The sequence below is a fragment of the Psychroserpens luteolus genome, assembly GCF_021032705.1.
GTDB lineage: Bacteria > Bacteroidota > Bacteroidia > Flavobacteriales > Flavobacteriaceae > Psychroserpens > Psychroserpens luteolus.
Window position 1 is genome coordinate 43,766 of the sequence record NZ_JAHVXI010000007.1, and the last position, 24,292, is coordinate 68,057.

The window sequence follows — 24,292 nt, forward strand, 5'->3', positions numbered from 1 at the left end:
TAGAATTCAATATATAACATAAAAAAAGCTTCAGAGATTTCTGAAGCTTTTTTTATTTCAGTAATCTATCAATGGTATTTTGATAGCTTTCAAATTCTACTAAATCATTATGACTACCACCTTTGATCGTTATAAACGTTGTGAGTTCCTGTGGAGCAACAGTCATTAACTTTTCTGCTGAAGCATAAGGCACAACACTATCTCCTGTGCCATGAAAGATGGTTATTGGACATTTCACAGCTGTAATAAATTCATTTGAAGGAAATTTATATTTCAGTAATGTCGATACTGGAAGAATTGGAAATCGGTGTTTTGCCACATCTACGATACTATAATAAGGTGTTTCTAAAATGAGCTGTTTTGGTTTATTTTTTGAAGCTAAATAATTGGCAATCCCTGTTCCTAAAGAGCGTCCATATAAGGTAATTTCATTTTCAGAGTAGCGCTGTAATAAATAGTCATAACAGTATTGTGCGTCATCATAAAATGCTTGTTCACTAAGTTTCCCAATACTCTTTCCGTAGGAGCGGTAATCCATCACCAATACATCATAGTTTTTGGCAACAAAATATTCGGTGATTTTTCCCCATCGACTTAGGTCACCCGCATTTCCGTGAAAATATAAAATGACACCTTTAGGATTATCTGTTTTAAAATGAAGGGCATTAATGCTAACATGAGTTGAAGGTTTCAAAAACAATTCTTCGAAAGGATAGTCAAAATTATACTGATAATTCTGTTCTAATGTCGTAGGAAGAAACAACAGTTTTTCTTGTAAAAAGTAAAGTGACGTGCCTATCATAACATATAGTGCTATTAGAACCTTAAGCAGGTTTTTAAGCCTTTTTCTTAGTTGGTTTTGAGGAGTGAATGACATTGATACTTGTGGTTTCTAAATCGATGGTTTTGGGTGCTTTATTTATTATATCATCTAACATGACGTGATACGACTCGAAGTTATTGAGATCTTTATGCCCACCTCCTATCACTGTATGCAGCTTGGTAAGCTTTGGATTTACCTTAGACAGCTTCAAGCTTGTTTTGAACGGAATCAATTTATCATGTGTTCCATGAATAATATGAATTGGACATTGCACATATTTTAACCATTTGTATGTTGGCAATGGATATTTTATCAACAATGACAACGGCATAAAAGGTGCGTAACGCGCTGTAACTTTTGTTAAACTGTAATATGGTGCATCTAAAATTAGCATTTTGGGATGATTCATCGAGGCTAATTTTGCTGCGAAACCTGAACCCAAGGATCTACCATAGAGAATTATACGATCCTCGGTGGTTTGTTCTTTAAGTTTATTATAGACCAATTGTAAATCACGCTTGATTGCTTTTTGTGAACGTCTACCTGTGCTCTTTCCAAAACCTCTATAATCTACCATAAGTACATTATAGCCATGCCTTGTAAAATCTACAGCAAACTTTCCCCAACCTTTAATACTTTTAGAATTACCCTTAAGATATAATACAACACCTTTACTCTCTCCTTTCGGAAAAAACCGAAGTCCATTAATAATGGCACCATCACGTGTTTCAAGGTTATACTCTTTGGTATCCTGATTTTCATAATCAAACTGAAAGTCGGCTGGTAACTTTTCTGGTTTAAACAACATATAATCCTGCAAATAATATAAAGCTATACTAATCGCAATATAAATAGCAAGAACAGTTATAAGAATAGTCAACCAATATGGCATATGAGCGGTTTTGTTGTAACAAGATAGCAAAAAATTGCTAGTGTATATATTTCAGAAATACATTGGCAAATGGGTCTTGATTAACTACAGTGTAATAAAACAATGCACCAAGCCAACCATGAAACAAACCAAGCACATATAAGTTTTTGGATTTAAGATAGACATAGCCATAAAACAAGGCTAAAACAAAGGTCCCGATCATTAACCAAATCGAAGGATAATGCACTATCGAAAATACTACTGCAGTCATTAAAATAACGGTAAGCTTCTTAAGCCTAATAGATTTTAGAGTACTTAGATTTCCAGCAACCAAACCAATAGTTAAAAACTGCTGTACAGTTCCCCAAATAGGATAGGTGATCAATAATGGAAGTATATGCCAAGTTGGATTTAAAGTCCCTTGAATATAACCTATCACTAAAAAAGCTATTATTGAGACAATCCCAAAAGGCAGTACTAATTTTAGCACATTTTTGAAGTTATCACGTCTAAATCCCCAATCTTTCAAGACGAACTTATCTTTTTTAAAGCGATAGCTTACATAAAGCGACCACGATAAAATAGCCATAATAACAAATGGTAATCTCCAATCGAGATAATCCATAAAAATAAATTTCCCAATACCGGTTAAGGCTACAGCAATAATCTCAAGAAGTCTAACCTTATCTGAAATAGGTCGTGTCAAACTAAAGTTTGAAAAATCAATTAAATATTTTGTGAGTCTTGTTTTCATGTTAATTAGCATAAGGGTAAAACAGTAAACTAAAAGTAATTAAGGTTAAAAGCATTAACCAAAATGCTATACGCTTATATCTAGCTATCTTTTTTTTTGAAATGAAGTAATAAACTACAGCAAATACAAAACCCAGAACGATAAGAAAAGGTATCGAAATCACAAAAATTAGAGAGATTCCGCCACCACCTACTGGCACAAATGGTTTCATCATAAGTGTTAAAAAGCCAAAGAATACTAAAATTGCAATTTTGTAAGAGTCTTTCATTTTATCTGTATTTTGATTTAAAACCTTTCAGGCATCACACCTGAAAGGTTTAGGGTAACTAACCAACCCATCATCAAAACAAAAAAATCATATATACGATAATCCCTTCGGCGATTCCTGTAATGATGCTCATTCCTAAAATGTCTTTAATTTTACTTCGTAAAAAGAATACAGTACTTAAGATGGCCATAATGGCTGCTAACAATATTTCAAGTGCTTTAATTTCTGAAAGCAAATACGTAACACCTGTAAATGCTGCTGTAATTCCTGCGGTAATAAGGCAGAATTTGATAATTTCATCTTTGGTGTAATTGCCTTCTTTAAAGCCTTTTCTCAAGTCTCTGAGAATAGATAAAATAAAGAGTAATGGCACTACAGATAGAAATGGAGCAAAAATAACTTTGATGCCTTTTACAATACTTAAATCGTAGTAAAAGAAAAACGCAATAGCTGTAAAGGCTAATAAACCAGTAACGATAATAGATTGAAATGTAAATAACAATTCTCGTTTGTTCACATTGGTTTTCGGTTTCGGAGGTTGCATAATTGGATTCATAATTTTAAGGTTTTGATGATCTTACTTTTGTTTTAATTACTTAAGCAGTTAGAAAAAATACATGTATAGCTAGTGAGAGAAGGACACCACTTAAAATTCCGTTAACTCTCAAATTGTTGTACAAAATGTAATTAAGTACATAGCTACTTATTGTTGTGGAGTTAATGAGATGTGCAAAAATGAGGTGGTCTTCTAATTTTTGACCCGTAGCCCATTCTACTAATTGCATACTCACAACACCTATAATGACACTCACTACGAGAAGTATGGTAGCTGGTTTTTGGTTCTTCAGTTTGTATTCGTCTGTATTTTGCGGTAAAAAATGTTCAATCAATAGAAAACGCACAAAAAATAACATGGGTAACGGAAACAAAATAGATGCAACTATTTTGATAACATCTTTTAAGGTTTTAATCTCGTCATATCCCAAAAACACTAAATAGACAAACACAACTACCGATACTCCAGTAGTGACAATAAATGCAGTATTAACCTGTTTGAGCTTCATTTTAGAAACTTGAAAGATTCGCATTGGTAATCGATCTATTAGCTAATTGCTCGACACAATGGTTATAGCTTTCAATAATTTCGTTTTGAATTTGTTTAGAAAACACAACTACTGTAGCAATAACAACTATAAAAAGTGTGGTTTTGATAAACTGTCTCATAATATTTTGTTTTGTTGATTACACTACAAATGTGCGACAGTTTAGCAAGTCTAGAAATACAGTTTTTATAAAAAACTGACGATATAATATATTTTATATTCATTTTTAATACTATTTTTACTTAAATTAACAAATAATAACCGACGATTAAATGATAGATTTAAATGCTATAGTTTCCACTTTTTCTTCGGAAGATGAGCAACGTTTTATTAACTACTTAGAGAAAAAGAACAAACGAAACGACACGAAGAACATCCAATTGTTTAAACTTTTAGTTCAAGACGAACTTACGTCGAAAGAAATGTGTCAAAGCATTTATAATAATAACAGCAAAGATGCTTACCATGCCTTAAGGAAACGCCTTTATCAATCTCTTATTGATTTTATTGCAAATAATAATCTAGAAGAAGAGAACTCGGTAGATATGCAAATCATTAAATACATCCTAGCTTCCCGAACATTCCTCATTCACAAAAAACCAAAAATTGCCTACCAAATATTAGACAAAGCTGAAACATTAGCCCAAGAACATTATTTGTTTCCAATACTCAATGAAATTTACCATACCAAAATCCAATATGCCTACTTAAATCCTTTGGCCGATATTGATGATTTGATAGTAAAGTTCAGAAACAATCAAAAACAACATTTCATAGAAGAAGAGCTCAATTTGGTCTATGCAAAAATTAGACAAACTCTAAGCGACATAACCTACAAAGGGAAAGTTCTAGATTTTAAAACCATACTTAATGATACTTTAGAAGAACACAATATTGATATTTCAGAATCACTCTCATTTAAATCTTTATATCAGTTAATGACTATCGTTAGTCTTTCGGCTTTTGTAACCAACGATTACTTAAAGATTGAACCCTTTTTAATTGACACGTATCAAAACATACAACATCATAAAAGCAATAACAAACAACTGGTGTATCACATTCAAGTAATTTATATGATCGCCAACACTTTGTTTAGAAATAAAAAATTCAAAGAATCATTAGTCTACCTGGAACAAATGAAAACGCTAATGCTTCAGCAGCGAAAAAAGTACAACACCACATTTAAATTAAAATACAACCTACTCATAGCTCTTAATTACAACTATTTAGAAAGGCAAGAGGAAGCTATTGCTTTACTAGAATCTATAAAACATACTAAGCATGCTGATATCGAATCATTATTAGACATTCATTTAGGTTTGGTCATGTTTTATATTCAAAAATCAGACTTTAAAAGTGCTAAAACTATGTTTTCTAAATTTTATCATACCGACAAATATTACATAGAAAAAGCCGGAAAAGAATGGGTTATAAAAAAGAATCTTTCAGAAATTATTCTCTATATAGAACTTGGAGATTTAGATCTTGTAGAGTCAAGATTACTAAGCTTTAAACGATCGTATTTCGATTATTTACAGCAGATTAACCAAGAAAGAGTAATTATTTTTATAAATTTAATCGAATTTTATTTTAAAAATCCTGAGCATATTAGATCACATGATTTTAAAGATAAAGTTGAAAACGCATTCGTTTGGATTGATGAGCGACAAGAAGATATTTTCGTAATGAGTTTTTATGCTTGGTTAAAGAGCAAAATGGAAGCTAAACCACTTTATGCAACCACACTAGAACTTATAAAACGAGCGCAAACTGTTAATTAGAGGTTAAAATTTTATGGTCAATTAAACTATTCTAATAGAAGATGGTCAAAGAGACATCAATGAAAAACGTATAATATTAAAACCAAAACAATTATGAAGAAATTAATTTTAATCGCATTAGCATTTGTCTCAATTCAAGCTGTGGCACAAGACCAAAGAAGACTAAAAGCTAAAGAAGGCCGAAAAGCCAAAATGGATATGAGGCATGACTTAACAGCTGAAGAAATGGCTACGATTAGCACAAAAAAAATGACACTAGCTTTAGACCTAACCGAAAAACAACAAGTGCAAGTAAAAGAAGTGATGTTAGCCCAAGCTGAGACTATGAAAGCTAAAAGGAGCGAACGTGAAGAAATGAAAAAAGAAAAAGGTGAGAAAAAAGTATCTAAAGAAGAACATGTTAAAATGCTCAACAAAAGACTAGATGATCAAATTGCCATGAAAAAGAAAATGAAATCTATTTTAACTTCCGAACAATATGAAAAATGGGAAAACATGCAAGGTAGACGTCAACATAAAAATAAAGGGAAACACAAAGATAAGTCGAAACACTAAATAAGTTTCCAAGACAATTTTACAATATCAGCATCGATTTTAACGGTCGATGCTTTTTTTTATCATAAAAATCATTAATTTTAAGCCAGTTGAATTATTTATGATACAAACACAATGAAAAAATTAATTACACTTTGCATATTTGCCATCGCACTTTTATTTAGTACTCAAGATGTCACAGCCCAAAATACTTTAGAAATTAATGAAGCAGCGAATGCTAAAACCAAAGAGCTTAGAAAGAAAATCAAGTTTGAGCAAAACAAAATGGATGATGTATACAAAGCATACCAGGCTTATGGCATTGCTTATAAAAAGATAAGTGGCAACTTAGAAGGCAACAAAGATCGTCTTGAAAAAATAGAAAAAGTTTTAGACGAAAAACTAAAAACAATATTAACTCCAGAACAATATCACAACTATCTAGAACTCATACGAGGACTCTAACTTAGTTTAAGACAAATAAAAAAGCGACTTAAAAAGTCGCTTTTTTATTTTTATAATGTTTGGGCTACTTTTTCTACTGCCCTTATCGTTTCATCCAAATCCTCATAACTTAAAGCATCTGTAATAAACCAGGTTTCAAATGCACTAGGTGCTATATAAATTCCTTCATTTAACATGCCATGAAAAAAGGCTTTAAAAGTCTCATTATTTCCTTTTGCAGCCGAATCAAAATCAACAACCTCATCTTCTGCAAAATGAATAGAAATCATTGAACCTTTTCTGTTAATAGTGTGAACAACGTGATACTTATTAAGAGCATTGGCACACCCTTCGTGTAAATATTTAGTTTTATCAGCCAATCTTTTAAACAAATCTTGATCACTATTAATTGAAGTGAGCATTGCTAATCCAGCAGCCATAGCCAAAGGGTTTCCGCTAAGTGTTCCGGCTTGATATACATTTCCTAAAGGTGCCAAATGACTCATGATTTCATTACGGGCAGCAAATGCGCCAACTGGCAAACCACCTCCAACAACTTTACCAAAGCAAACAATATCGGCATCTACATTGTAGAGTTCTTGAACACCTCCTTTAGCAAGTCTAAAACCTGTCATTACCTCATCAAAAATGAGCAGAATATCGTTTTGATCACATATAGTTCTTAATGCTTTTAAAAAATTATTTTTAGGAGGAACACATCCCATATTACCAGCTACAGGTTCTATGATAATACAAGCAATTTCTCCTTTATTTGCATCAACTAATGCATTAACATTATCAATGTCATTATAAGTTGCTAATAACGTATCTTTTGCTGTGCCTTGTGTTACACCTGGACTATTAGGACTTCCAAAAGTTACGGCACCGCTTCCAGCTTGAATTAAAAACGCATCACTATGCCCATGATAGCAACCCGCAAATTTTATAATTTTTTCTTTTCCTGTGTATCCTCTTGCTAATCGAACAGCACTCATACAGGCTTCTGTTCCAGAATTCACAAAACGTATCTTGTCAATGTTTGGAACCATTGATACAGCTAATTCTGCAATTTTCGTTTCAATTTCAGTAGGCATTCCAAAAGAAGTACCTTGCTTTGCTTTAGCAATAACAGCATCTACAACAGGCTGGTAGGCATGACCCAATAACATTGGACCCCAAGAATTAATGTAGTCAATATAGCGATTATCATCCTCATCATAGACATATGCCCCTTTTGCTGATTTTGCAAAAATTGGTGTTCCTCCAACAGCTTTAAACGCTCTCACTGGCGAATTAACACCTCCAGGAATCACCTGTTCTGCATCTTTAAATAATGCACTACTACGTTGATATAACATATTATTTTGATTTTATAATAAGAATTTGCCCTAGGGAAAGGTCATTATTTTTCAGGCTATTAAGGCGTTTAATTTCTTCAACCGAAGTATTATATCGTTTAGATAATGAATATAAAGTATCACCTTTCACCACTTTGTGACTTACAGATAAATCTGATTTAGGTCTATCATTTGGAACTGCAACATTATTTAAAACCATGTCATCATATTTATCTAATTGATAGCGCTCAATTAAGCTAATCAACTTCTGAGGATATCGTCTATCTGTTGCATATCCAGCAGCTCTCAGCCCCTTTGCCCATCCCTTATAATCGTTTGATCTTAGTTTGAATAATTTAGAATAACGACCTCTAGTTGTTAAAAATGCTGAATGGTCTTCAAAAGAAGAGAATGCATGTTCATACTTTCTGAAGCATTCTTGGGATTTATCATCATCATGATAGATTTTTTTACCTTTCCAACCATGACATTTAATTCCGAAATGATTATTAGCTTCTACCGACAATCTTCCTTTACCAGAACCAGATTCTAGTATGCCTTGCGCCAATGTGATACTTGCAGGGATTTTAGACTTTCGCATTTCATCCATGGCAATCGCATTATATGTCAAAATATAAACCTCAGTAGCGCTCAATTTTGAATTTTCTGGTATGTCTACAGTTTTTGGTAATTCTTTTACTTCCGGCGTTGTCTTTGGCGCAACAACAACCTGCTCAGTTTTTTGTTTTGACTTGCTTTTTTTTGTGACAATTCTCTTTTTAGAACCACAACTAAAAGCAAATGCACTTAAAACTAAAACGAAACCTATTTTTTTCATAGACATTAAACGATTAAAGGCTTTTTTTGTTGTTGTAATTTAGTATTCATTCCTTCAATTCCTTGCAAACCACCAGTATGTATAGCTAGTATTTTTGAATGCTTCGGAAAATAGCCTTTTTTAATTAAATCGTAAATACCAAACATCATTTTCCCTGTATAAATCGGGTCTAACGGAATGTTATAAGAATGCTTAAATTCGTTAATAAATATTATCAAATCTTCAGTTACTTTAGCATATCCACCAAAATGATAACTGGTAATTAACTCCCAATTTTCATATAATGCAAATTTAGTAATTTCTTCTTGTAAAAAGTTACCTTTTAACGCAGGAAAACCAAGAATTTTTTGATGTGGCAAGGCTGAATTTATTAATCCTGAAATTGTTCCTCCAGTGCCTACAGAACAACACACAAAATCATAACATTCATCTGCTTTGGTTAATATCTCCTCACATCCTTTTATGGCCAATGCATTGGTGCCTCCTTCTGGAATCAGGTAAAAGTTATCAAATTCATTTTTTAATGCAGCTATAAAATGTTTATCTGCTTTACTCCGAAAATCTTCTCTTGTCACAAACTTTAATATCATTCCGCAGTCTCTAGCAAAAGCCAAGGTTGGATTCGTATCAACTCTATCTATTAACTCCTCACCTCTAATAATCCCAACAGTATCAAAACCAAATTCTTTTCCAGCCGAAGCCACAGCTGCAATATGATTTGAAAATGCACCACCAAAGGTTAATAGTGTTCTCTTCTTCAATCGTTTTGCCTCATATAGATTGTATTTCAATTTTCGATATTTATTGCCAGAAATATAAGGATGAGTTAAATATTCAGGCTTTATATCAACCTGATTATCAATACTTAAATTCCTTTTATCTTCAAATTTTAACATTTAGTCGAATATAATAACTGTATTCACACGAACAAAGTTTAAAAAACTATATTTATAATAGAATACATACGCTTAATTAACAAATAAACATATAATTAAGCAGTATTACTAAGCGAATCCCCATAATCGTCAGTTCATATCCTACCAGAAAATCATGAATCTCATGACTTTATATGTTGTGCATAAAATTGAATATGTATGATTAGAAAATTACTCCTTGCCTCAGTATTTACTATATTTTTATGCTCAGAACTGAATGCACAAGTCACGATCTTCTCTGAAGATTTTGAGACTGCCACTGGATCCGAAAATCAAGCTACACCTTATATTGGTTGGCAAACTGGCGATTTCGCAACAACACCTCCAACAAACAATAACTATTGGTGGGTATTAGATAATACAAGATGTAATGTGATATCAGGTAATTACTCAATGGCTGTGAGTATCAACACCCCTGTTACCACTGGAACTCGACCTGAATATCGAGATAATAGAGTTGCGTCTACCCTAGTCTATTACACAACACCAATAGATGCCACTAATTATACTAATGTGACTTTAGACTTCAATTGGATATGTGAAGGTGAATTGTTTTTTGACTTTGGTTCAGTAATCTATTCTTTAGATGGAACAACTTGGGCTGCACTTCCTGCAACTTACCAAGGTCAGAGTACTACTCAAAATGTCACTAATTTAGACTTATCTGTAATTGACGGACAACAATTTTATTTAGGTTTTGCATGGGAAAACGATAATTCTATTGGTGGATTTCCAGCGTTTACTATTGATGATATTGATGTAAAAGGTATTCCATTAACCCCTTGTACAACACCTAACCAGCCTACAACTTTAAATCTAAATTCATCTGGAGATACTATAAATGGATCTTTTACTGATGCAGTTCCTACACCTGATAATTATTTGGTCGTAGTAAGCCCTTCAGCAACTGCACCAACACCTGTGAATACGACATCTTACAATATCGGTGACACCATAGGTGCTGGATATACTGTAGTAGATATTGATAACGATACCAACTTTACTGCGACTGGATTAAATCCAGCCACTACATACTATATATACGTTTTTTCTTATAACTCCACTTGTATAGGTGGCCCTCTTTATAATTCTACTAATCCTTTAACCGGAAGCACCACAACAACAACATCTACATATTGTACTCCTTCAAATGAATTAGTTGCATTCAATGCTACTGTGAAATATATAGATGACGTAGAATTTACAGGAACATTAAACGATGTTTCAAACTTAAATTCTGGTAACTCAGTTGCAGGATATACAGATTGGACAGGCTTACCTAAAAGTATTCAAGCTCAAGGTGAAGGTATTAACGTTTACGTAGAAGCCTTTAATGGTAGAGGTCGTTGGAAAGCTTGGGTTGATTGGAATAAAGACAGTGCTTTTGATTTTACTACTGAAGAAGTTTACGATAGTGGCGCAGTAGGTACAACCACAACAACCTTTAGCTTTGTTATCCCTGCAAATCAAGCTATTGGTGATTATAGAATTCGTATTAGATTTTATAATTCAGCAGTAGATAATTGGAACTACGATTTTGATTCATGCGAATTTTTTGATTTTTGGGATGATACTACAGGCAATCCCAATGATGGTGATTTTAGATTAGGTGAAGCAGAAGATTATTTATTCACAGTCGTACAAAGCTGCGGTGCAACTATCACGAGTAAAACAGACGGCTCAACCTGTGGTCCTGGTGCAGTTACACTTCAAGTAACGGGCTCAGCTGGAACGTCGCAATTTAAATGGTATGACGCTGAAACCGGTGGAAATCTAGTTGCTACCACTACTGGAGATTGGTCTCCAATTATTTCTAATACAACTACTTATTGGGTTACAGCCGATAATGGGAGCTGCGAATCTTTAGTTAGAACTAAAATTACTGGTACCGTAAACCCTATAACAACTTTAACAATTACACCAGCAGTTCCAGAAATATGTGGTGAAGATGATATTATTCAAATAGCAGCAATTGGAAGTACCGAACTTGCATATTTAATTGATGAAGATTTTGAATCTGGAAACTTAGGTGTATTCACACAAAACAATATAGAAGTTAACGGAGCGCCTTACGATGGAATATCCCAATGGCAAACCCAAACCAGTACTTATGAACCCTTTCAATTTGTTTGGAATCCGGCCATATCCTCAGGTTTTGGAGCAAATGTTTTTGCTATGAGCACATCTGATTCTGGAATTATACACACAGAAAATGAATTGATTTCACCAATTACGGATGCTACAGATTTTACAGGTTTAACGCTCGAACTTGACATGTACTTTTCGCAATATTTCCCCTCTGTGCCAGAATATGTAAATATTGAAGTCTCTACCGATGGAGGTACTACATGGCCAAATGTTATTGCAAATATTACGAGTGATGTCGGATTCGGAACCAATTTTAGTCATTTAACTTATGATCTATCAGCTTTTGATGGTGCACCTAGCTTAAGAGTTAGAATCTATTATTATGCAGATTGGGGAGACGGTGTCGCTGTAGATAACATCCAATTGCATGGCACCAGACCACTGAACCCATCATTCACATGGACTGGTACTGTCGATGCCTATACAGACGCAGCGGCCACAATACCATACACACCAGGAACAACTGCCGCGTCAGTATATGTAAAACCAACAATAGTTCAATTACAGCAATCGACCTTTTCATTTACTGCCAATGCAACACTTTCTAATGGTTGCACTATTAGTAAGGACATTTCAATTACTAATAACACCAAAATTTGGAATGGTACACAAGGCACAACAACTTGGAACGATGCAAACAATTGGTATCCTACAGGAGTTCCAACAAGTGACAACTGTGTCGTTATTGGTGATGTTGGCATACTTCCCGATCCAAGTATATTAGGTCCGCCTGTACCACCTACACCATCATATGCTAGAAATTTAACCGTTAAAAGTAATGGTAATTTGGAATTGGAACCATCAACATCTTTAACTGTTACCGATTGGATTGATGTAGATCCCAATGGTTCGCTCATGGTAAGAAATAATGCCAATTTAGTACAGGTTACAAACGTAGTTTCAAATAACAATACGGGAAGTATCACAATGCAACGAGAAGTAACCGGTTTGAATGCTTCAGACTATGTCTATTGGTCTTCATCGGTCGAAAATTTTGCAGTCGCTGGAGTTTCTCCAGGCACAAATGCTGGATTTAATTTAATATGGATTCCAACTGTTGGTGGAAATGGTGTTGGAAACTATGGAGAATGGCAAGCTACAACAGAAAATATGGTTGCTGGAAAAGGATATGCCATTAGAGGGCTTTCTGGAACCTCTGTAGTGAATACTGCAGCATTTATTGGTCGACCAAGTAACGGTATTATTAATAGGCAAATTTCCAGAGGAACTTACAATGGAGGAGATTATCCAGGAGCTGGATCTACTGTAGCTACAGCAATTGATGATAATTGGAACTTAGTTGGTAATCCATTTCCATCTGCAATTTTTGCAGATACGTTCATTACTACTAATGCCGCTGTCATAACAGATGATGCTAATCCTGTAATAGCTGGAACAGTATATCTTTGGTCACACCAATCTGCTCCTAGTAATGTTGTGACCGATCCGTTTTATGGTGATTATGTTTACAACTACAATCCAAATGATTATATCGCTTATAACTTAACAGGATCTACGCCTGCAGGCTTTAATGGATTTATTGGAGCTGGTCAAGCCTTTTTCGTTCTAATGGATCATACTGCAACTACACCTTCAAATCTCATATTCGACAATACAATGAGAAGCGGTGTTTATGACAATAGTCAATTTTATAGAACCGCTAATCCTTCTGTGAATGACAGTGAAACTGTGATTGAAAAACATAGGCTTTGGTTGGATCTAATAGATGATAATGATAATGCCCACTCTATTTTAATTGGATATATTTCAGGAGCATCTAACGCAAAGGATAGACTATTTGATGGAAACCAACTGAGCGACGGTAACACACTTTTTTACTCGTTAATTGATAATGAGAATATGTCTATTCAAGGACGTTCGTTACCATTTAATGATTCAGACACTGTGCCTCTTGGGTATCAAATCCCTCAAAATGGTACGTATTCTATTGCTATAAATAGTGTAGACGGGTTATTTGAAACAACAAACCAAAATATCTTTATAGAAGATACTTATACTAATACCATTCATGATTTAAGATTAAGCCCATATAGTTTCACCTCAGATTCTGGATCCTTTAATGATCGATTTATTCTAAGGTATACTAATGAAACTTTAGGCGTTAACCCTCTAAATGATAATGAAGGTATAGTAGTAAGTACACCCAAAAGTGAATACATCAAAGTAACTTCCGAAATTGGAACAATTAGCACTATAGTTATTTATGATGTAATAGGTCGATCAATAATTAAAGAAAATGAGATTAATCAATCAGATTTCATTCTAAACAAAACCAGATTATCTCATGGAACATACATTGTTAAAGCTGAATTAGTTAACGGAAAACAAAAAATTCAAAAAATCGTCTTAAAACAATAACTTATAAGTAACTAACAAATCCAAAAAAAGGCCTTGATTTCAAATAATTGAGGTCTTTTTCATGAGTATAAGCTTCCTTTTCAAATGAAATATGGTGATATGCTTTATACCAATTTTTCATTTTAACCCATTTAATTAAAAACTCAACAACATAAAATATATAAAATGGAATAATAAGCATTTCTAGTTGTTGCCTTAAATGAATTCGTTCATGATTAACTAGCGTTGCATTAGTTTTTAAGTAATTATATTTCAGAAAAATAAATGGAAAAATCGTTATTCCAACATAACCTCTTGGCACTAAATATTTAGAAATTAAAACCATATTTATAATCAATCAAAAATCTTTCCAATTTACATTATCTTTGTAAGATGAAGAAGATAATTCCAGTCGAAGAAGGAGATTATTATTTAACACCCGAAGGTTACCGCTGTTTTACAGAACAATATCATTTAAAACGAGGTTATTGTTGCGAAAGCGGATGCAGACATTGCCCTTACGGTTTCGATAAAAATACTTTAAAAAAAAAGTAATGCCAACAACAACACTATCATTTAAAGATCAAATAAAAGAAGGAATACCTAATGTTTTACCACAACCTAAACCTTACAACCCTTCAATTAATCATGCACCAAAAAGAAAAACTATCTTATCTGCTGAAGAAGAGGTATTAGCACTTAAAAATGCATTGCGTTATTTTGATCCATCTCATCACGATACATTATTACCCGAATTCAAAAAAGAATTAGATACCTACGGAAGAATTTACATGTATCGCTTACGTCCAGATTATAAGATGTATGCGCGTCCAATTAATGACTATCCAGCACAATCAAAGCAGGCAGCCGCAATTATGCTAATGATTCAAAATAATTTGGACTATGCTGTGGCACAACATCCTCACGAATTAATCACTTATGGAGGTAATGGCGCTGTATTTTCTAATTGGGCACAATATAGACTAACGATGAAATATTTGTCTGAAATGACAGACGAACAAACCTTAGTCATGTATTCTGGGCATCCAATGGGTTTATTCCCAAGTCATAAGGAAGCACCTAGAGTTGTTGTTACCAACGGTATGATGATTCCTAATTATTCTCAACCCGATGATTGGGAAAAATTTAATGCCTTGGGTGTCACTCAATACGGTCAAATGACTGCTGGAAGCTATATGTATATCGGTCCGCAAGGAATTGTTCATGGCACAACTATTACTGTTTTAAATGGCTTCAGAAAGATAAAAAAAGAGCCAAAGGGACATCTTTTTGTAACTTCTGGTCTTGGAGGTATGTCTGGAGCACAACCAAAAGCAGGTAATATAGCTGGCTGTATAACCGTTTGCGCAGAGGTCAATCCAAAGATTACACAAGTACGTTTAGATCAAGGTTGGATTGATGTTAAGATTACAGATTTAGATGAATTAGTAACTCGTGTTAATAAAGCTAAAGCCGAAAAAGAAACTATATCTATAGCCTACCTTGGTAATATTGTAGACGTCTGGGAAAAATTCGATCAAGAACATATACATATCGATTTAGGAAGTGATCAAACATCTCTACATAATCCTTGGGCTGGAGGTTATTATCCCGTCGACCTATCATTTGACGATGCCAATGAAATGATGGCAGAAAACCCTGAATTATTCAAAATTAAAGTTCAGGAAAGCTTACGTAGACAAGCGGATGCCATTAATAAACATACTGCAAAAGGCACTTATTTCTTCGACTACGGAAATGCCTTTCTTTTAGAAGCTTCAAGAGCTGGTGCAGATATTATGGCAGATAATGGTATTGATTTTAAATATCCGTCGTATGTTCAAGATATTATGGGACCTATGTGCTTTGACTATGGCTTTGGACCATTTAGATGGGTTTGCGCTTCAGGTAAACCTGAAGACTTAGCAAAAACAGATGCCATTGCGTGTAAAGTTCTTGAAGACATTAAGAGAAATTCTCCAGAAGAAATACAACAACAAATGGCCGACAATATCCAATGGATTAAAGGCGCCCAAGAGAATAAACTTGTCGTAGGTTCTCAAGCTCGAATTCTATATGCTGATGCCGAAGGACGTATGAAAATAGCTGAAGCGTTTAACGATGCAATTTCTAAAGGAGATATAGGAACAGTTATCTTAGGTCGTGATCACCATGATGTCTCTGGAACGGATTCGCCATATCGTGAAACAAGTAATATTTACGATGGTTCGCGATTTACGGCAGATATGGCCATTCACAATGTTATAGGAGATAGCTTTAGAGGAGCAACTTGGGTGAGTATTCACAATGGTGGAGGCGTTGGATGGGGAGAAGTTATCAATGGAGGATTTGGTATGGTTCTTGATGGTACTAAAGAAGCATCAACGCGTTTAAAACGCATGCTTTTTTGGGATGTTAATAATGGAATTGCTAGACGAAGCTGGGCAAGAAATGACGAAGCTATTTTTGCCATTAAACGTGCAATGCAATCTGAACCAAATTTAAAAGTAACATTGCCTAACAAAGTTGATGATGATCTATTAAACTCGTTATAACCATTTAATAAAAAAAAGAATTATGAAAAAACTACTCAAATTATTACCAATCGTGATGGTAACATTGGTTATCACATCTTGTAGCACAGTAAGAGTTGCATCAGATTACGATAAAAATGCAGATTTCAATAATTACAAAACATTCGCGTTTTTTAAAACTGGAATTGATAAAGCAGAAATTAGTGATTTAGATAAACGTAGAATCCTGAGAGCGATTGAAACAGAATTATTAGCACAAGGCTACACCAAATCTGAAAATCCAGATCTATTGGTAAGTATTTTCACCAAATCTGAACAGCGTATCAATGTTTACAATAATGCCTGGGGCTGGGGAGCTTGGGGCTGGGGAGGCTGGGGAGGCTTCGGACCTGGTTGGGGCTGGGGTTGGAACCAACCATCAGTATCTACTAGAACGCAAGGTGCTCTATATGTCGATCTAATAGATGCCAACAAAAAGGAATTAGTATGGCAAGGAAAAGGAACTGGACTTTTAACACAAAGAAGTGTTGAAAAGAAAGAAGAAAAAATCAAAGAATTTGTGACAAAGATTATGCAAGCATATCCGCCACAAATTGCACAATAAATCTTATCTTAATAAGACTATAAAGCACCAGTAGATTTCTCTGGTGCTTTTTTTATGTGTTTATACCAGTACATTTTCTGCTTCATTTCTAAAAGCCTATCTTTGCCGACTTTTAAGTGCAAGAATTATGATATTAGGTCAAACAACTCGAAAAAACTTTACGCAAAACCCAAAGAATGATATTCTTTCAGGTTTAACAGTAGCTCTAGCCTTAGTACCAGAAGCTGTTGCCTTTGCCTTTGTTGCTGGTGTCGACCCATTGGTTGGACTATATGGTGCCTTTATGATGGGAATCGTGACCGCTCTTTTTGGTGGTAGACCAGGTATGATTTCTGGCGCAACTGGAGCCATGGCTGTTGTAATGGTGCATCTTATACAAAAAGGAAATGAAACTGGTCTCAGTCTAGAAACACCTATTGAAAATCTTGGTTTACAATGGCTTTTCATCACGCTACTCTTCGTTGGAGGTATCCAAATACTGGCTGGTATTTTTAAGCTTGGAAAGTTTGTTCGTCTTATCCCACATCCCGTAATGATGGGATTCGTGAATGGTTTAGCCATCGTGATTTTTATGTCTCAGCTAGGCCTGTTTCCAAATGCAGTACCCAAGGATATTTCAATTTGGAATAACACATCTGAATGGTTCTCACACCTATTCTCTAACCTTACTCTATGGAAAATGTTAGGTTTTATAGGACTTACAATGGGTATTATGTATGGCTTACCAAAGCTCACTAAAAAAATTCCTGCAGCTCTCATTGCTATTATTGTAGTGGCTTGTATTACCATTTTTGGTGGCATCGAAATGAGTACAGTAGGCTCTTTTATCCAAGAAGGTGGAGGAAAAGGTTTAGAAGGTAGCTTACCGACATTTCAAGATCAAATTTTTGGTTTATTTGGCACACTTGATGGTCATTTCCTAAGTACAATTCTACCAACGGCATTTATATTGGCAGCTATCGGACTTATAGAATCACTAATGACATTGAACCTCATAGATGAAATCACTGAAACAAGAGGAAATGGCAATAGAGAATGTATCGCTCAAGGAGGTGCTAATATGCTCAACGGACTCTTTGGAGGTATGGGAGGATGTGCCATGATCGGACAATCTATAATAAATGTCGATTCTGGTGGACGTGGTCGTCTATCAGGAGCTATTGCAGCCATCGCCTTATTGTGCTTTGTATTGTTTGGAGCACCTTTAATTGAACAAATCCCAATTGCTGCTCTAGTTGGTGTCATGTTTATGGTTGTTATTGGAACCTTCGCTTGGAGTAGTTTTAGAATTATTAGAAAAATCCCACTTTCTGATGCCATTGTTTTAATTGCTGTATCGGCCATTACTGTATGGAAAGATTTAGCTGTTGCTGTTATTGCAGGTGTCATTATTTCTGCTTTAGTATTTGCCTGGAAAAATGCCACAATGATTAGAGCACGTAAGCGCATTCAAGCAAATGGCACAAAAACATACGAAATTTGGGGGCCATTATTCTTTGGTTCGATTCAAAACTTTAATGCCAAATTTGATGTTAAAAACGACCCTGAACATATTGAAATTGATTTTGTAGAATCTAGAGTGAGTGATCATTCTGCTATTGAGGCCATTTTCAATTTAGTAAACAAGTATAAAGCTGAAGGTAAATCGATCAAATTAAAACATTTAAGTTCAGATTGTAAAATATTATTACACAAAGCTAGTCCGATTTTTCAAGACGTCATTATAGAAGATATTGATGATCCGAGATATCATTTGGCAGCAGATCCTGAAAAGTTCACTAAACCACTTTCTGAATATAAGATGTAACAAAAAAAAGCGACCAACATTGGTCGCTTTTCATTTATTTATAAAAGACGTTAACTATTTTGCAGCAGTCTTCTTTTTGTAAATATCGTATTGCGCAGGCGTGAATATTTGTTGTAATTTTTTGTCAATATAAGCACGCATTTTTTTCTTCTTAGCTTGACGCTCTGTAGCATCTTCTATACTAGCAATACCATTCATTTTTTTCTCTACTGCAGTAAACACATCGTGTAACTTTTCTTTTTGAGTTGCATCTAATTTTGCTTCTCGCTCCAATAAGTTAATCACTTTCTGGGCACTTTTCTCAGCAGAATAATCAGAATTGGTTATAACTGTATTTTGTTTCTTCGTTGTAGTTTGAGCAAATGACAATTGGCTACCAGCAAATAAAAAACAGGCAAAGCACAATAAAAGTAGTTGTTTTTTCATGATATTAGTTAATAAATTAAAGGTTCAATATACGAAGAATTTATTTGAAATTAATTCGTTTTAATAATTTAACAAGGCTTCTATTTTAGCCTTTACCTTTTCTGTAGAAGGAATCATAGTTTGTTCCAAAGTCGAGTTTAATGGTATAGCTGGCATGTTTTCACTACCAATAGTCATGACTGGCGCATCTAAATATTTGAAGCATTCTTCTTGTATTTTTCCCGTAAGTGCTCTGGCAAAACTATTATTAGACGGTTCTTCTGTAACAACCAAACACTTTCCTGTTTTCTTAACAGAAGCCATTATTGCATCTTCATCTAAAGGATATAGAGTTCTTAGATCGATAATTTCTATTTGATCTCGCATATCTAATTCCCCTGAAGCGTTATAAGCCCAATGCACACCCATTCCGTAGGTAACAATCGTACAAGTTTCAACGTCTTCCTGTTTCCATATTTCTTGTAGGACCCAAGCTTTTCCAAACGGTAATACATAATCTTCTGAAGGCTCTACAGAAGTCGCTGTTAACGTACCTGGTACTTTAGACCAATATAGACCTTTATGTTCTAGGATTACTACAGGATTAGGATCGTAATAGGCTGCTTTCATCAAGCCCTTTAAATCGGCTCCATTACTAGGATAAGCTATTTTAATACCACGTATGTTTGTGATTACACTTTCTACAGAAGACGAATGATAAGGGCCTCCACTACCATAAGCACCAATAGGCACACGTAAAATCATACTTACAGGCCATTTTCCGTTAGAAAGATAACAGCTACGGCTAACTTCTGTAAACAATTGATTTAATCCTGGCCAAATATAATCTGCAAACTGAACCTCAACAATAGGCTTCAAACCTACAGCACTCATTCCAACTGTAGATCCTACAATAAAAGCTTCTTGAATTGGCGTATTAAATACACGATCATCACCAAATTTTTGTGCAAGTGTCGCGGCTTCTCTAAACACACCTCCTAATCGTCCACCTACATCTTGTCCATAAAGCAAGCATTCTTTATGCTTTCTCATCAATTCTTCAACAGCAAACAACGCACAATCTACCATAACCACTTTATCAGCACCTTCTGGTGTACGTTCACCTTTTTCTTCGGAAATTGGCGTAGGCGCAAAATCATGCGTAAACAAATCCTCAGGCTTTGGATCTTCAGCTTGTAGTGCTTTTTCAAAATCGGATTGCACTTTTGCTTTTGCAGCGTTTTCTATTGCATCGATCTCTTTAGCTGTAAACCCTTGATCTTCAAGTTGTTTCTTTAACACTGGATAAGGATCACGAGATCGAGCCTCTTCTAAGTCATCACGATACCATTCCATTCGTACACCTGATGTATGGTGATTTAGTAATGGAACTTTAGCGTGAACTAAAAATGGTCGACGTTCTTTACGTATGGTCTTGATTACTTTTTCTATAGCCTCATAGCTTTCGGTAAAATTAGCACCATCTATAGAAATGGCATCCAAACCATGAAACCCTTGTGCATACTCATAGGCATTTTGTGCTCTAGTCTCAGCAGCATTAGCCGAAATATCCCAACCATTATCCTGAACTAGATACAAAATTGGCATTTGCTTGAGCGCTGCCATTTGAAAGGCTTCGGCAATTTCACCTTCGGTAACAGAAGCATCTCCCAAACTACACACCACTAGTGGTGATTCTATTATCTCACTCTTATTGGAATTGTTGTGAGGTATACCTTGAAGTTCTTTATACTGCATTCCCATAGCAACACCTGTAGCAGGAATTGCCTGCATACCAGTCGCAGAAGACTGATGCGGAATCTTAGGCTTATCATCATCTTTTAAACTTGGATGTGAATAATAGGTACGTCCTCCAGAAAATGGATCCTCTTTTTTTGCTAGCAACTGTAGCATGACATCATATGGTTCTAAACCAAATGACAGCAACATGGCATCATCTCGATAATAAGGAAAGGCATAATCTTGAGGTAATAACTGCATACCTAAAGCTGTCTGAACAGCTTCATGCCCTCTTGATGTAGCATGCACATACTTAGACACTTGTTTGAAATTAGCCTCGTATAATTCTGTCATTGCTTTCGCAGTACACAGATTTAAAAATCCTTTATATAATATGTCTTTATTCATCAACTTATTTACTTGAATTAAATAACTTTTTAAACCAAGATTCTTTTTTCTCTGTTTCAATTTTAGGTTTCTTTCCTCTTTTAAATATTCCAAAACTTCAGAAGTAACCCTATGTTTATATTTATTTATTTCCCTTTTATATCTGTCGACTAGTTTTTTGAATCGGTGTTAGCATTAATTAAAAAGTAGTAATACTCTAAAGCGGATAAAACTTCAATTTCTTCTTGACTAATCTCCTTTAAAACCTTTTTAGCGTTAACAAAACGCGGATCGTACATCAACTCAAAATCGTCGTAATACTTCCAAAACGCTTTCAACTTATCAATTCCTATAAGTTCCATTTAGATTTTTCTATCTACATCAAATTGCTCAAAATAATCAGCAACACGACGTACAAAACTTCCGCCTAAAAATCCATCAACGACGCGATGATCAAACGATAATGACAAGTACATCATACTTCGAATAGCGATTTCATCACCTTTTTCTGTAGTAATCACTTCTGGACGTTTTTTAATAATTCCTAGAGCAAGAATAGCCACTTCAGGTTGATTAATAATAGGTGTTCCCATGACACTTCCAAAAGTTCCTACATTAGAAATAGTGAAGGTACTTCCTTGAATATCGTCAGCCTTTAGGTTATTTTCTCTGGCTTTATTAGCCAATTCATTAACATTTTCGGCTAATGCTTTCAAATCTTTTGTATCTGCATTTTTGACCACAGGAACAATTAAGTTCCCACTTGGTAATGCTGTGGCCATTCCAATGTTGATATTCTCTTTAACGATAATAGTGTTACCATCGACAGAGGCATTAATATTTGGAAAATCTTTAACAGCTTTAGCAACAGCTTCTACAAATAATGGTGTAAACGTAAGGCGTTCGCCATATTTTTCCTGAAATGCTTTTTTATTAGCATTTCGCCAGTTTACCATAGTAGTCATATCGGCCTCAACATAAGCCGTAACATGAGGAGAAGTATGTTTTGAATACACCATATGATCTGCAATCATTTGACGCATACGATCCATTTCTATCACTTTTCCTTTTCCTTTATCAAAACTTAGTTGTGGAATACGATACGCTGTTGGATCTTGTTGAGCAACTGGCTGTGCGAACTTATAAGGTCGCCCCTCTTCTATATACTGAAACACATCACTTTTACGTAATCGTCCCTCATGACCTGTTGCAGGGATTCTAGCTAATTCTTCAAAACTGATATGATGTTCCTTTGCTATTTTTATAATTAAAGGTGAGAAGAACGTATTCGAATTAGACACACTAAATTGCTCGGAAGAAGCTGCTGGATTAAGTTTTGGTCGCTTTGGTGCTTTAGGTCTCTCTGTTTTCCTTTGTTCAGGCTTCCGATCTTCTTTTTTAGATTGTTTTTTCGATACAGTAACATCTCCATCAGCCTTAATAATTGCAATAGTCTCCCCTATTTTAATGACCTCATTGGCATCAAATAAAATCTCTTCAATAACTCCAGAAACATTTGAAGGCACTTCAGAATCAACTTTATCTGTCGCAACTTCTAGAAGCATTTCATCTTCTTCAATAGTATCACCAACATTTTTGAACCATGTGATGATAGCCGCTTCTGTAATACTTTCACCCAATTTGGGCATTTTAAATTCTACTTTTGACATCTTTATTTTTTCATAAAATCACGAAGTGTTTTATACACATCTTCCTGTATTTTCATATGTTTTGGAACCTCTCTTAAAGGCTCGACTTCTTTCAAGCTCTCATGGCAATCTGCTGGTAATTGCTGATATAATTGAGTGCCTTTTGTTTTCCAGGCTATCATATCATCATTTATCTCTTTGATTACTTTTGCTGGATTACCAACTACTAAACTTCGCTTTGGAATTTTAGTTTCAGCCTTTACAAATGCCATGGCACCAACAATACATTCATCTCCAATTTCAGCATCATCCATAATAACAGTATTCATACCAATGAGGCAATTTCTACCTAAGTTTGCACCATGAATAATAGCGCCATGACCAACATGCGCACTTTCTTTAAGGGTAATAGATTTTCCAGGAAACATATGTACAGTACAGTTTTCTTGCACATTAACACCATCTTCTAAAATGATCTGTCCCCAATCACCTCGAATGGCAGCTCCAGGACCTATATAACAGTTTTTACCAATAATCACATTACCTGTAACGGCAGCCAAAGGATGCACAAAACTACTTTCGTGGACCACTGGTATAAATCCTTTAAAACTGTAAATCATAATTCTAAATATTCATCCTTAACATCATCATCAACAATGACTCCTTGATTACCACCATAAAGCCTGTCATTTTTATCTTTTCTAGGTCCAGAAATCCAAAATTCATCTCCATTTTCAATATCCTGATAGTTTGATTTATAACCGTTTCCTTTCAAACTTCTAAACATTCTACCATGATAATAAAGTGTTTTTCCCGTTTTTGAAAAATAGACTCTTCCTATTCGAGCATCACCTTCTAATCCACCAGATTTATCTTCTATATACATAATCCTAGAGCGTTCTAACTTAAATTCAGAAGGTAATGTTTCATTTATTTTTTGACCATATTGATTTGTCCTAGAATCCATAA

The 24,292-nt window shown here is 34.7% G+C and carries 24 protein-coding genes; 8 read left to right on the forward strand and 16 right to left on the reverse strand.

The features are described from left to right. Positions 1-52: 52 nt before the first annotated feature. The 7 genes from KWG70_RS15670 to KWG70_RS15700 all read right to left on the reverse strand — a co-directional run bounded on the left by KWG70_RS15670 (position 53) and on the right by KWG70_RS15700 (position 3,940). Positions 53-802, reverse strand: coding sequence for an alpha/beta hydrolase (locus KWG70_RS15670; protein ID WP_230936981.1), 750 nt, complete (start codon positions 800-802; stop codon positions 53-55). Between the two features lie 34 nt (positions 803-836). Then, positions 837-1,715 carry an alpha/beta hydrolase gene (locus KWG70_RS15675; protein WP_230936982.1) on the reverse strand — a complete coding sequence of 293 codons (879 nt, stop codon included), beginning with the start codon at positions 1,713-1,715 and terminating at the stop codon, positions 837-839. A gap of 37 nt (positions 1,716-1,752) precedes the next feature. Next, entirely contained in the window at positions 1,753-2,448 is a 696-nt protein-coding gene (locus KWG70_RS15680; RefSeq protein ID WP_230936983.1) for a CPBP family intramembrane glutamic endopeptidase, read from the reverse strand. Position 2,449: 1 nt separating this feature from the next. Continuing rightward, positions 2,450-2,716: a hypothetical protein gene (locus tag KWG70_RS15685; protein ID WP_230936984.1), complete on the reverse strand. Its 267-nt coding sequence runs from the start codon at positions 2,714-2,716 to the stop codon at positions 2,450-2,452. Positions 2,717-2,789: 73 nt separating this feature from the next. Then, positions 2,790-3,272, reverse strand: a complete 483-nt coding sequence (locus tag KWG70_RS15690; protein ID WP_230936985.1) for a hypothetical protein — start codon at positions 3,270-3,272, stop codon at positions 2,790-2,792. 40 nt (positions 3,273-3,312) lie between these two features. Then, positions 3,313-3,780: a hypothetical protein gene (locus tag KWG70_RS15695; protein ID WP_230936986.1), complete on the reverse strand. Its 468-nt coding sequence runs from the start codon at positions 3,778-3,780 to the stop codon at positions 3,313-3,315. 1 nt (position 3,781) lies between these two features. Then, positions 3,782-3,940 carry a hypothetical protein gene (locus KWG70_RS15700; RefSeq protein WP_230936987.1) on the reverse strand — a complete coding sequence of 53 codons (159 nt, stop codon included), beginning with the start codon at positions 3,938-3,940 and terminating at the stop codon, positions 3,782-3,784. A 151-nt stretch (positions 3,941-4,091) separates the two neighbouring features. On the opposite strand from KWG70_RS15700, the gene KWG70_RS15705 reads away from it, so the two are divergent. The 3 genes from KWG70_RS15705 (at position 4,092) to KWG70_RS15715 (ending at position 6,602) form a co-directional block, all read left to right on the forward strand. Then, positions 4,092-5,603 carry a hypothetical protein gene (locus KWG70_RS15705; protein ID WP_230936988.1) on the forward strand — a complete coding sequence of 504 codons (1,512 nt, stop codon included), beginning with the start codon at positions 4,092-4,094 and terminating at the stop codon, positions 5,601-5,603. Between the two features lie 93 nt (positions 5,604-5,696). Further along, positions 5,697-6,158, forward strand: a complete 462-nt coding sequence (locus KWG70_RS15710; protein ID WP_230936989.1) for a Spy/CpxP family protein refolding chaperone — start codon at positions 5,697-5,699, stop codon at positions 6,156-6,158. 114 nt (positions 6,159-6,272) lie between these two features. Next, on the forward strand, positions 6,273-6,602 hold the full coding sequence (locus tag KWG70_RS15715; RefSeq protein ID WP_230936990.1) for a hypothetical protein: 330 nt from the start codon (positions 6,273-6,275) through the stop codon (positions 6,600-6,602). A 50-nt stretch (positions 6,603-6,652) separates the two neighbouring features. On the opposite strand, the gene hemL is transcribed toward KWG70_RS15715, so the two are convergent. From hemL to KWG70_RS15730, 3 genes are read right to left on the reverse strand one after another with little or no spacing between them, the layout of a single operon-like run. Then, a complete protein-coding gene (gene hemL, locus KWG70_RS15720) occupies positions 6,653-7,939 on the reverse strand; it encodes a glutamate-1-semialdehyde 2,1-aminomutase (protein WP_230936991.1) in 1,287 nt (428 codons plus the stop codon). A 1-nt stretch (position 7,940) separates the two neighbouring features. After that, positions 7,941-8,756, reverse strand: a complete 816-nt coding sequence (locus KWG70_RS15725; protein ID WP_230936992.1) for a glucosaminidase domain-containing protein — start codon at positions 8,754-8,756, stop codon at positions 7,941-7,943. A 5-nt stretch (positions 8,757-8,761) separates the two neighbouring features. Then, complete coding sequence (locus KWG70_RS15730) at positions 8,762-9,652, reverse strand: 1-aminocyclopropane-1-carboxylate deaminase/D-cysteine desulfhydrase (protein WP_230936993.1); 891 nt, start codon at positions 9,650-9,652, stop codon at positions 8,762-8,764. Between the two features lie 198 nt (positions 9,653-9,850). Between KWG70_RS15730 and KWG70_RS15735 the strand changes: the two genes are divergently transcribed. From KWG70_RS15735 to KWG70_RS15760, 5 genes are all read left to right on the forward strand, one after another. After that, positions 9,851-14,218 (forward strand): Ig-like domain-containing protein, encoded by a 4,368-nt coding sequence (locus KWG70_RS15735; protein ID WP_230936994.1) that lies wholly within the window; start codon positions 9,851-9,853, stop codon positions 14,216-14,218. A gap of 372 nt (positions 14,219-14,590) precedes the next feature. Next, positions 14,591-14,752, forward strand: coding sequence for a DUF5522 domain-containing protein (locus tag KWG70_RS15745; protein WP_230936996.1), 162 nt, complete (start codon positions 14,591-14,593; stop codon positions 14,750-14,752). Next, entirely contained in the window at positions 14,752-16,752 is a 2,001-nt protein-coding gene (locus tag KWG70_RS15750; RefSeq protein WP_230936997.1) for a urocanate hydratase, read from the forward strand. Before KWG70_RS15745 ends, KWG70_RS15750 begins: the two co-directional genes overlap by 1 nt. A 22-nt stretch (positions 16,753-16,774) precedes the next feature. After that, on the forward strand, positions 16,775-17,335 hold the full coding sequence (locus KWG70_RS15755) for a DUF4136 domain-containing protein (protein WP_230936998.1): 561 nt from the start codon (positions 16,775-16,777) through the stop codon (positions 17,333-17,335). 127 nt (positions 17,336-17,462) lie between these two features. Beyond that, positions 17,463-19,142: a SulP family inorganic anion transporter gene (locus KWG70_RS15760; RefSeq protein WP_230936999.1), complete on the forward strand. Its 1,680-nt coding sequence runs from the start codon at positions 17,463-17,465 to the stop codon at positions 19,140-19,142. Between the two features lie 54 nt (positions 19,143-19,196). Here KWG70_RS15760 and KWG70_RS15765 read toward each other — a convergent pair whose 3' ends face one another. The 6 genes from KWG70_RS15765 to KWG70_RS15790 all read right to left on the reverse strand — a co-directional run bounded on the left by KWG70_RS15765 (position 19,197) and on the right by KWG70_RS15790 (position 24,290). Further along, a complete protein-coding gene (locus KWG70_RS15765) occupies positions 19,197-19,568 on the reverse strand; it encodes a hypothetical protein (protein ID WP_230937000.1) in 372 nt (123 codons plus the stop codon). A gap of 60 nt (positions 19,569-19,628) precedes the next feature. Further along, positions 19,629-21,695, reverse strand: coding sequence for an alpha-ketoacid dehydrogenase subunit alpha/beta (locus tag KWG70_RS15770; protein ID WP_230937001.1), 2,067 nt, complete (start codon positions 21,693-21,695; stop codon positions 19,629-19,631). Positions 21,696-21,844: 149 nt separating this feature from the next. After that, positions 21,845-22,036 carry a hypothetical protein gene (locus KWG70_RS15775; RefSeq protein ID WP_230937002.1) on the reverse strand — a complete coding sequence of 64 codons (192 nt, stop codon included), beginning with the start codon at positions 22,034-22,036 and terminating at the stop codon, positions 21,845-21,847. Then, entirely contained in the window at positions 22,037-23,344 is a 1,308-nt protein-coding gene (locus KWG70_RS15780) for a dihydrolipoamide acetyltransferase family protein (protein WP_230937003.1), read from the reverse strand. A gap of 2 nt (positions 23,345-23,346) precedes the next feature. Then, positions 23,347-23,943: an acyltransferase gene (locus tag KWG70_RS15785; protein WP_230937004.1), complete on the reverse strand. Its 597-nt coding sequence runs from the start codon at positions 23,941-23,943 to the stop codon at positions 23,347-23,349. Then, the gene (locus KWG70_RS15790) at positions 23,940-24,290 is read right to left on the reverse strand and encodes a hypothetical protein (protein ID WP_230937005.1); all 351 of its coding nucleotides are present in this window, start codon (positions 24,288-24,290) and stop codon (positions 23,940-23,942) included. The genes KWG70_RS15785 and KWG70_RS15790 overlap by 4 nt, the downstream gene beginning before the upstream one ends. Between the last annotated feature and the right edge of the window lie 2 nt (positions 24,291-24,292).

Bases quoted from the DNA above. Each gene is read 5' to 3' on its own strand.
- KWG70_RS15705 (WP_230936988.1), top strand. From the start codon at position 4,092: ATGATAGATTTAAATGCTATAGTTTCCACTTTTTCTTCGGAAGATGAG.
- KWG70_RS15725 (WP_230936992.1), bottom strand. From the start codon at position 8,756: ATGAAAAAAATAGGTTTCGTTTTAGTTTTAAGTGCATTTGCTTTTAGT.
- KWG70_RS15730 (WP_230936993.1), bottom strand. From the start codon at position 9,652: ATGTTAAAATTTGAAGATAAAAGGAATTTAAGTATTGATAATCAGGTT.
- KWG70_RS15755 (WP_230936998.1), top strand. From the start codon at position 16,775: ATGAAAAAACTACTCAAATTATTACCAATCGTGATGGTAACATTGGTT.
- KWG70_RS15700 (WP_230936987.1), bottom strand. From the start codon at position 3,940: ATGAGACAGTTTATCAAAACCACACTTTTTATAGTTGTTATTGCTACA.
- KWG70_RS15775 (WP_230937002.1), bottom strand. From the start codon at position 22,036: ATGGAACTTATAGGAATTGATAAGTTGAAAGCGTTTTGGAAGTATTAC.
- KWG70_RS15685 (WP_230936984.1), bottom strand. From the start codon at position 2,716: ATGAAAGACTCTTACAAAATTGCAATTTTAGTATTCTTTGGCTTTTTA.
- KWG70_RS15680 (WP_230936983.1), bottom strand. From the start codon at position 2,448: ATGAAAACAAGACTCACAAAATATTTAATTGATTTTTCAAACTTTAGT.
- KWG70_RS15745 (WP_230936996.1), top strand. From the start codon at position 14,591: ATGAAGAAGATAATTCCAGTCGAAGAAGGAGATTATTATTTAACACCC.
- KWG70_RS15750 (WP_230936997.1), top strand. From the start codon at position 14,752: ATGCCAACAACAACACTATCATTTAAAGATCAAATAAAAGAAGGAATA.
- KWG70_RS15785 (WP_230937004.1), bottom strand. From the start codon at position 23,943: ATGATTTACAGTTTTAAAGGATTTATACCAGTGGTCCACGAAAGTAGT.
- KWG70_RS15780 (WP_230937003.1), bottom strand. From the start codon at position 23,344: ATGTCAAAAGTAGAATTTAAAATGCCCAAATTGGGTGAAAGTATTACA.
- hemL (WP_230936991.1), bottom strand. From the start codon at position 7,939: ATGTTATATCAACGTAGTAGTGCATTATTTAAAGATGCAGAACAGGTG.
- KWG70_RS15715 (WP_230936990.1), top strand. From the start codon at position 6,273: ATGAAAAAATTAATTACACTTTGCATATTTGCCATCGCACTTTTATTT.
- KWG70_RS15690 (WP_230936985.1), bottom strand. From the start codon at position 3,272: ATGAATCCAATTATGCAACCTCCGAAACCGAAAACCAATGTGAACAAA.
- KWG70_RS15670 (WP_230936981.1), bottom strand. From the start codon at position 802: ATGATAGGCACGTCACTTTACTTTTTACAAGAAAAACTGTTGTTTCTT.
- KWG70_RS15710 (WP_230936989.1), top strand. From the start codon at position 5,697: ATGAAGAAATTAATTTTAATCGCATTAGCATTTGTCTCAATTCAAGCT.
- KWG70_RS15770 (WP_230937001.1), bottom strand. From the start codon at position 21,695: ATGAATAAAGACATATTATATAAAGGATTTTTAAATCTGTGTACTGCG.
- KWG70_RS15735 (WP_230936994.1), top strand. From the start codon at position 9,851: ATGATTAGAAAATTACTCCTTGCCTCAGTATTTACTATATTTTTATGC.
- KWG70_RS15760 (WP_230936999.1), top strand. From the start codon at position 17,463: ATGATATTAGGTCAAACAACTCGAAAAAACTTTACGCAAAACCCAAAG.
- KWG70_RS15790 (WP_230937005.1), bottom strand. From the start codon at position 24,290: ATGGATTCTAGGACAAATCAATATGGTCAAAAAATAAATGAAACATTA.
- KWG70_RS15675 (WP_230936982.1), bottom strand. From the start codon at position 1,715: ATGCCATATTGGTTGACTATTCTTATAACTGTTCTTGCTATTTATATT.
- KWG70_RS15765 (WP_230937000.1), bottom strand. From the start codon at position 19,568: ATGAAAAAACAACTACTTTTATTGTGCTTTGCCTGTTTTTTATTTGCT.
- KWG70_RS15695 (WP_230936986.1), bottom strand. From the start codon at position 3,780: ATGAAGCTCAAACAGGTTAATACTGCATTTATTGTCACTACTGGAGTA.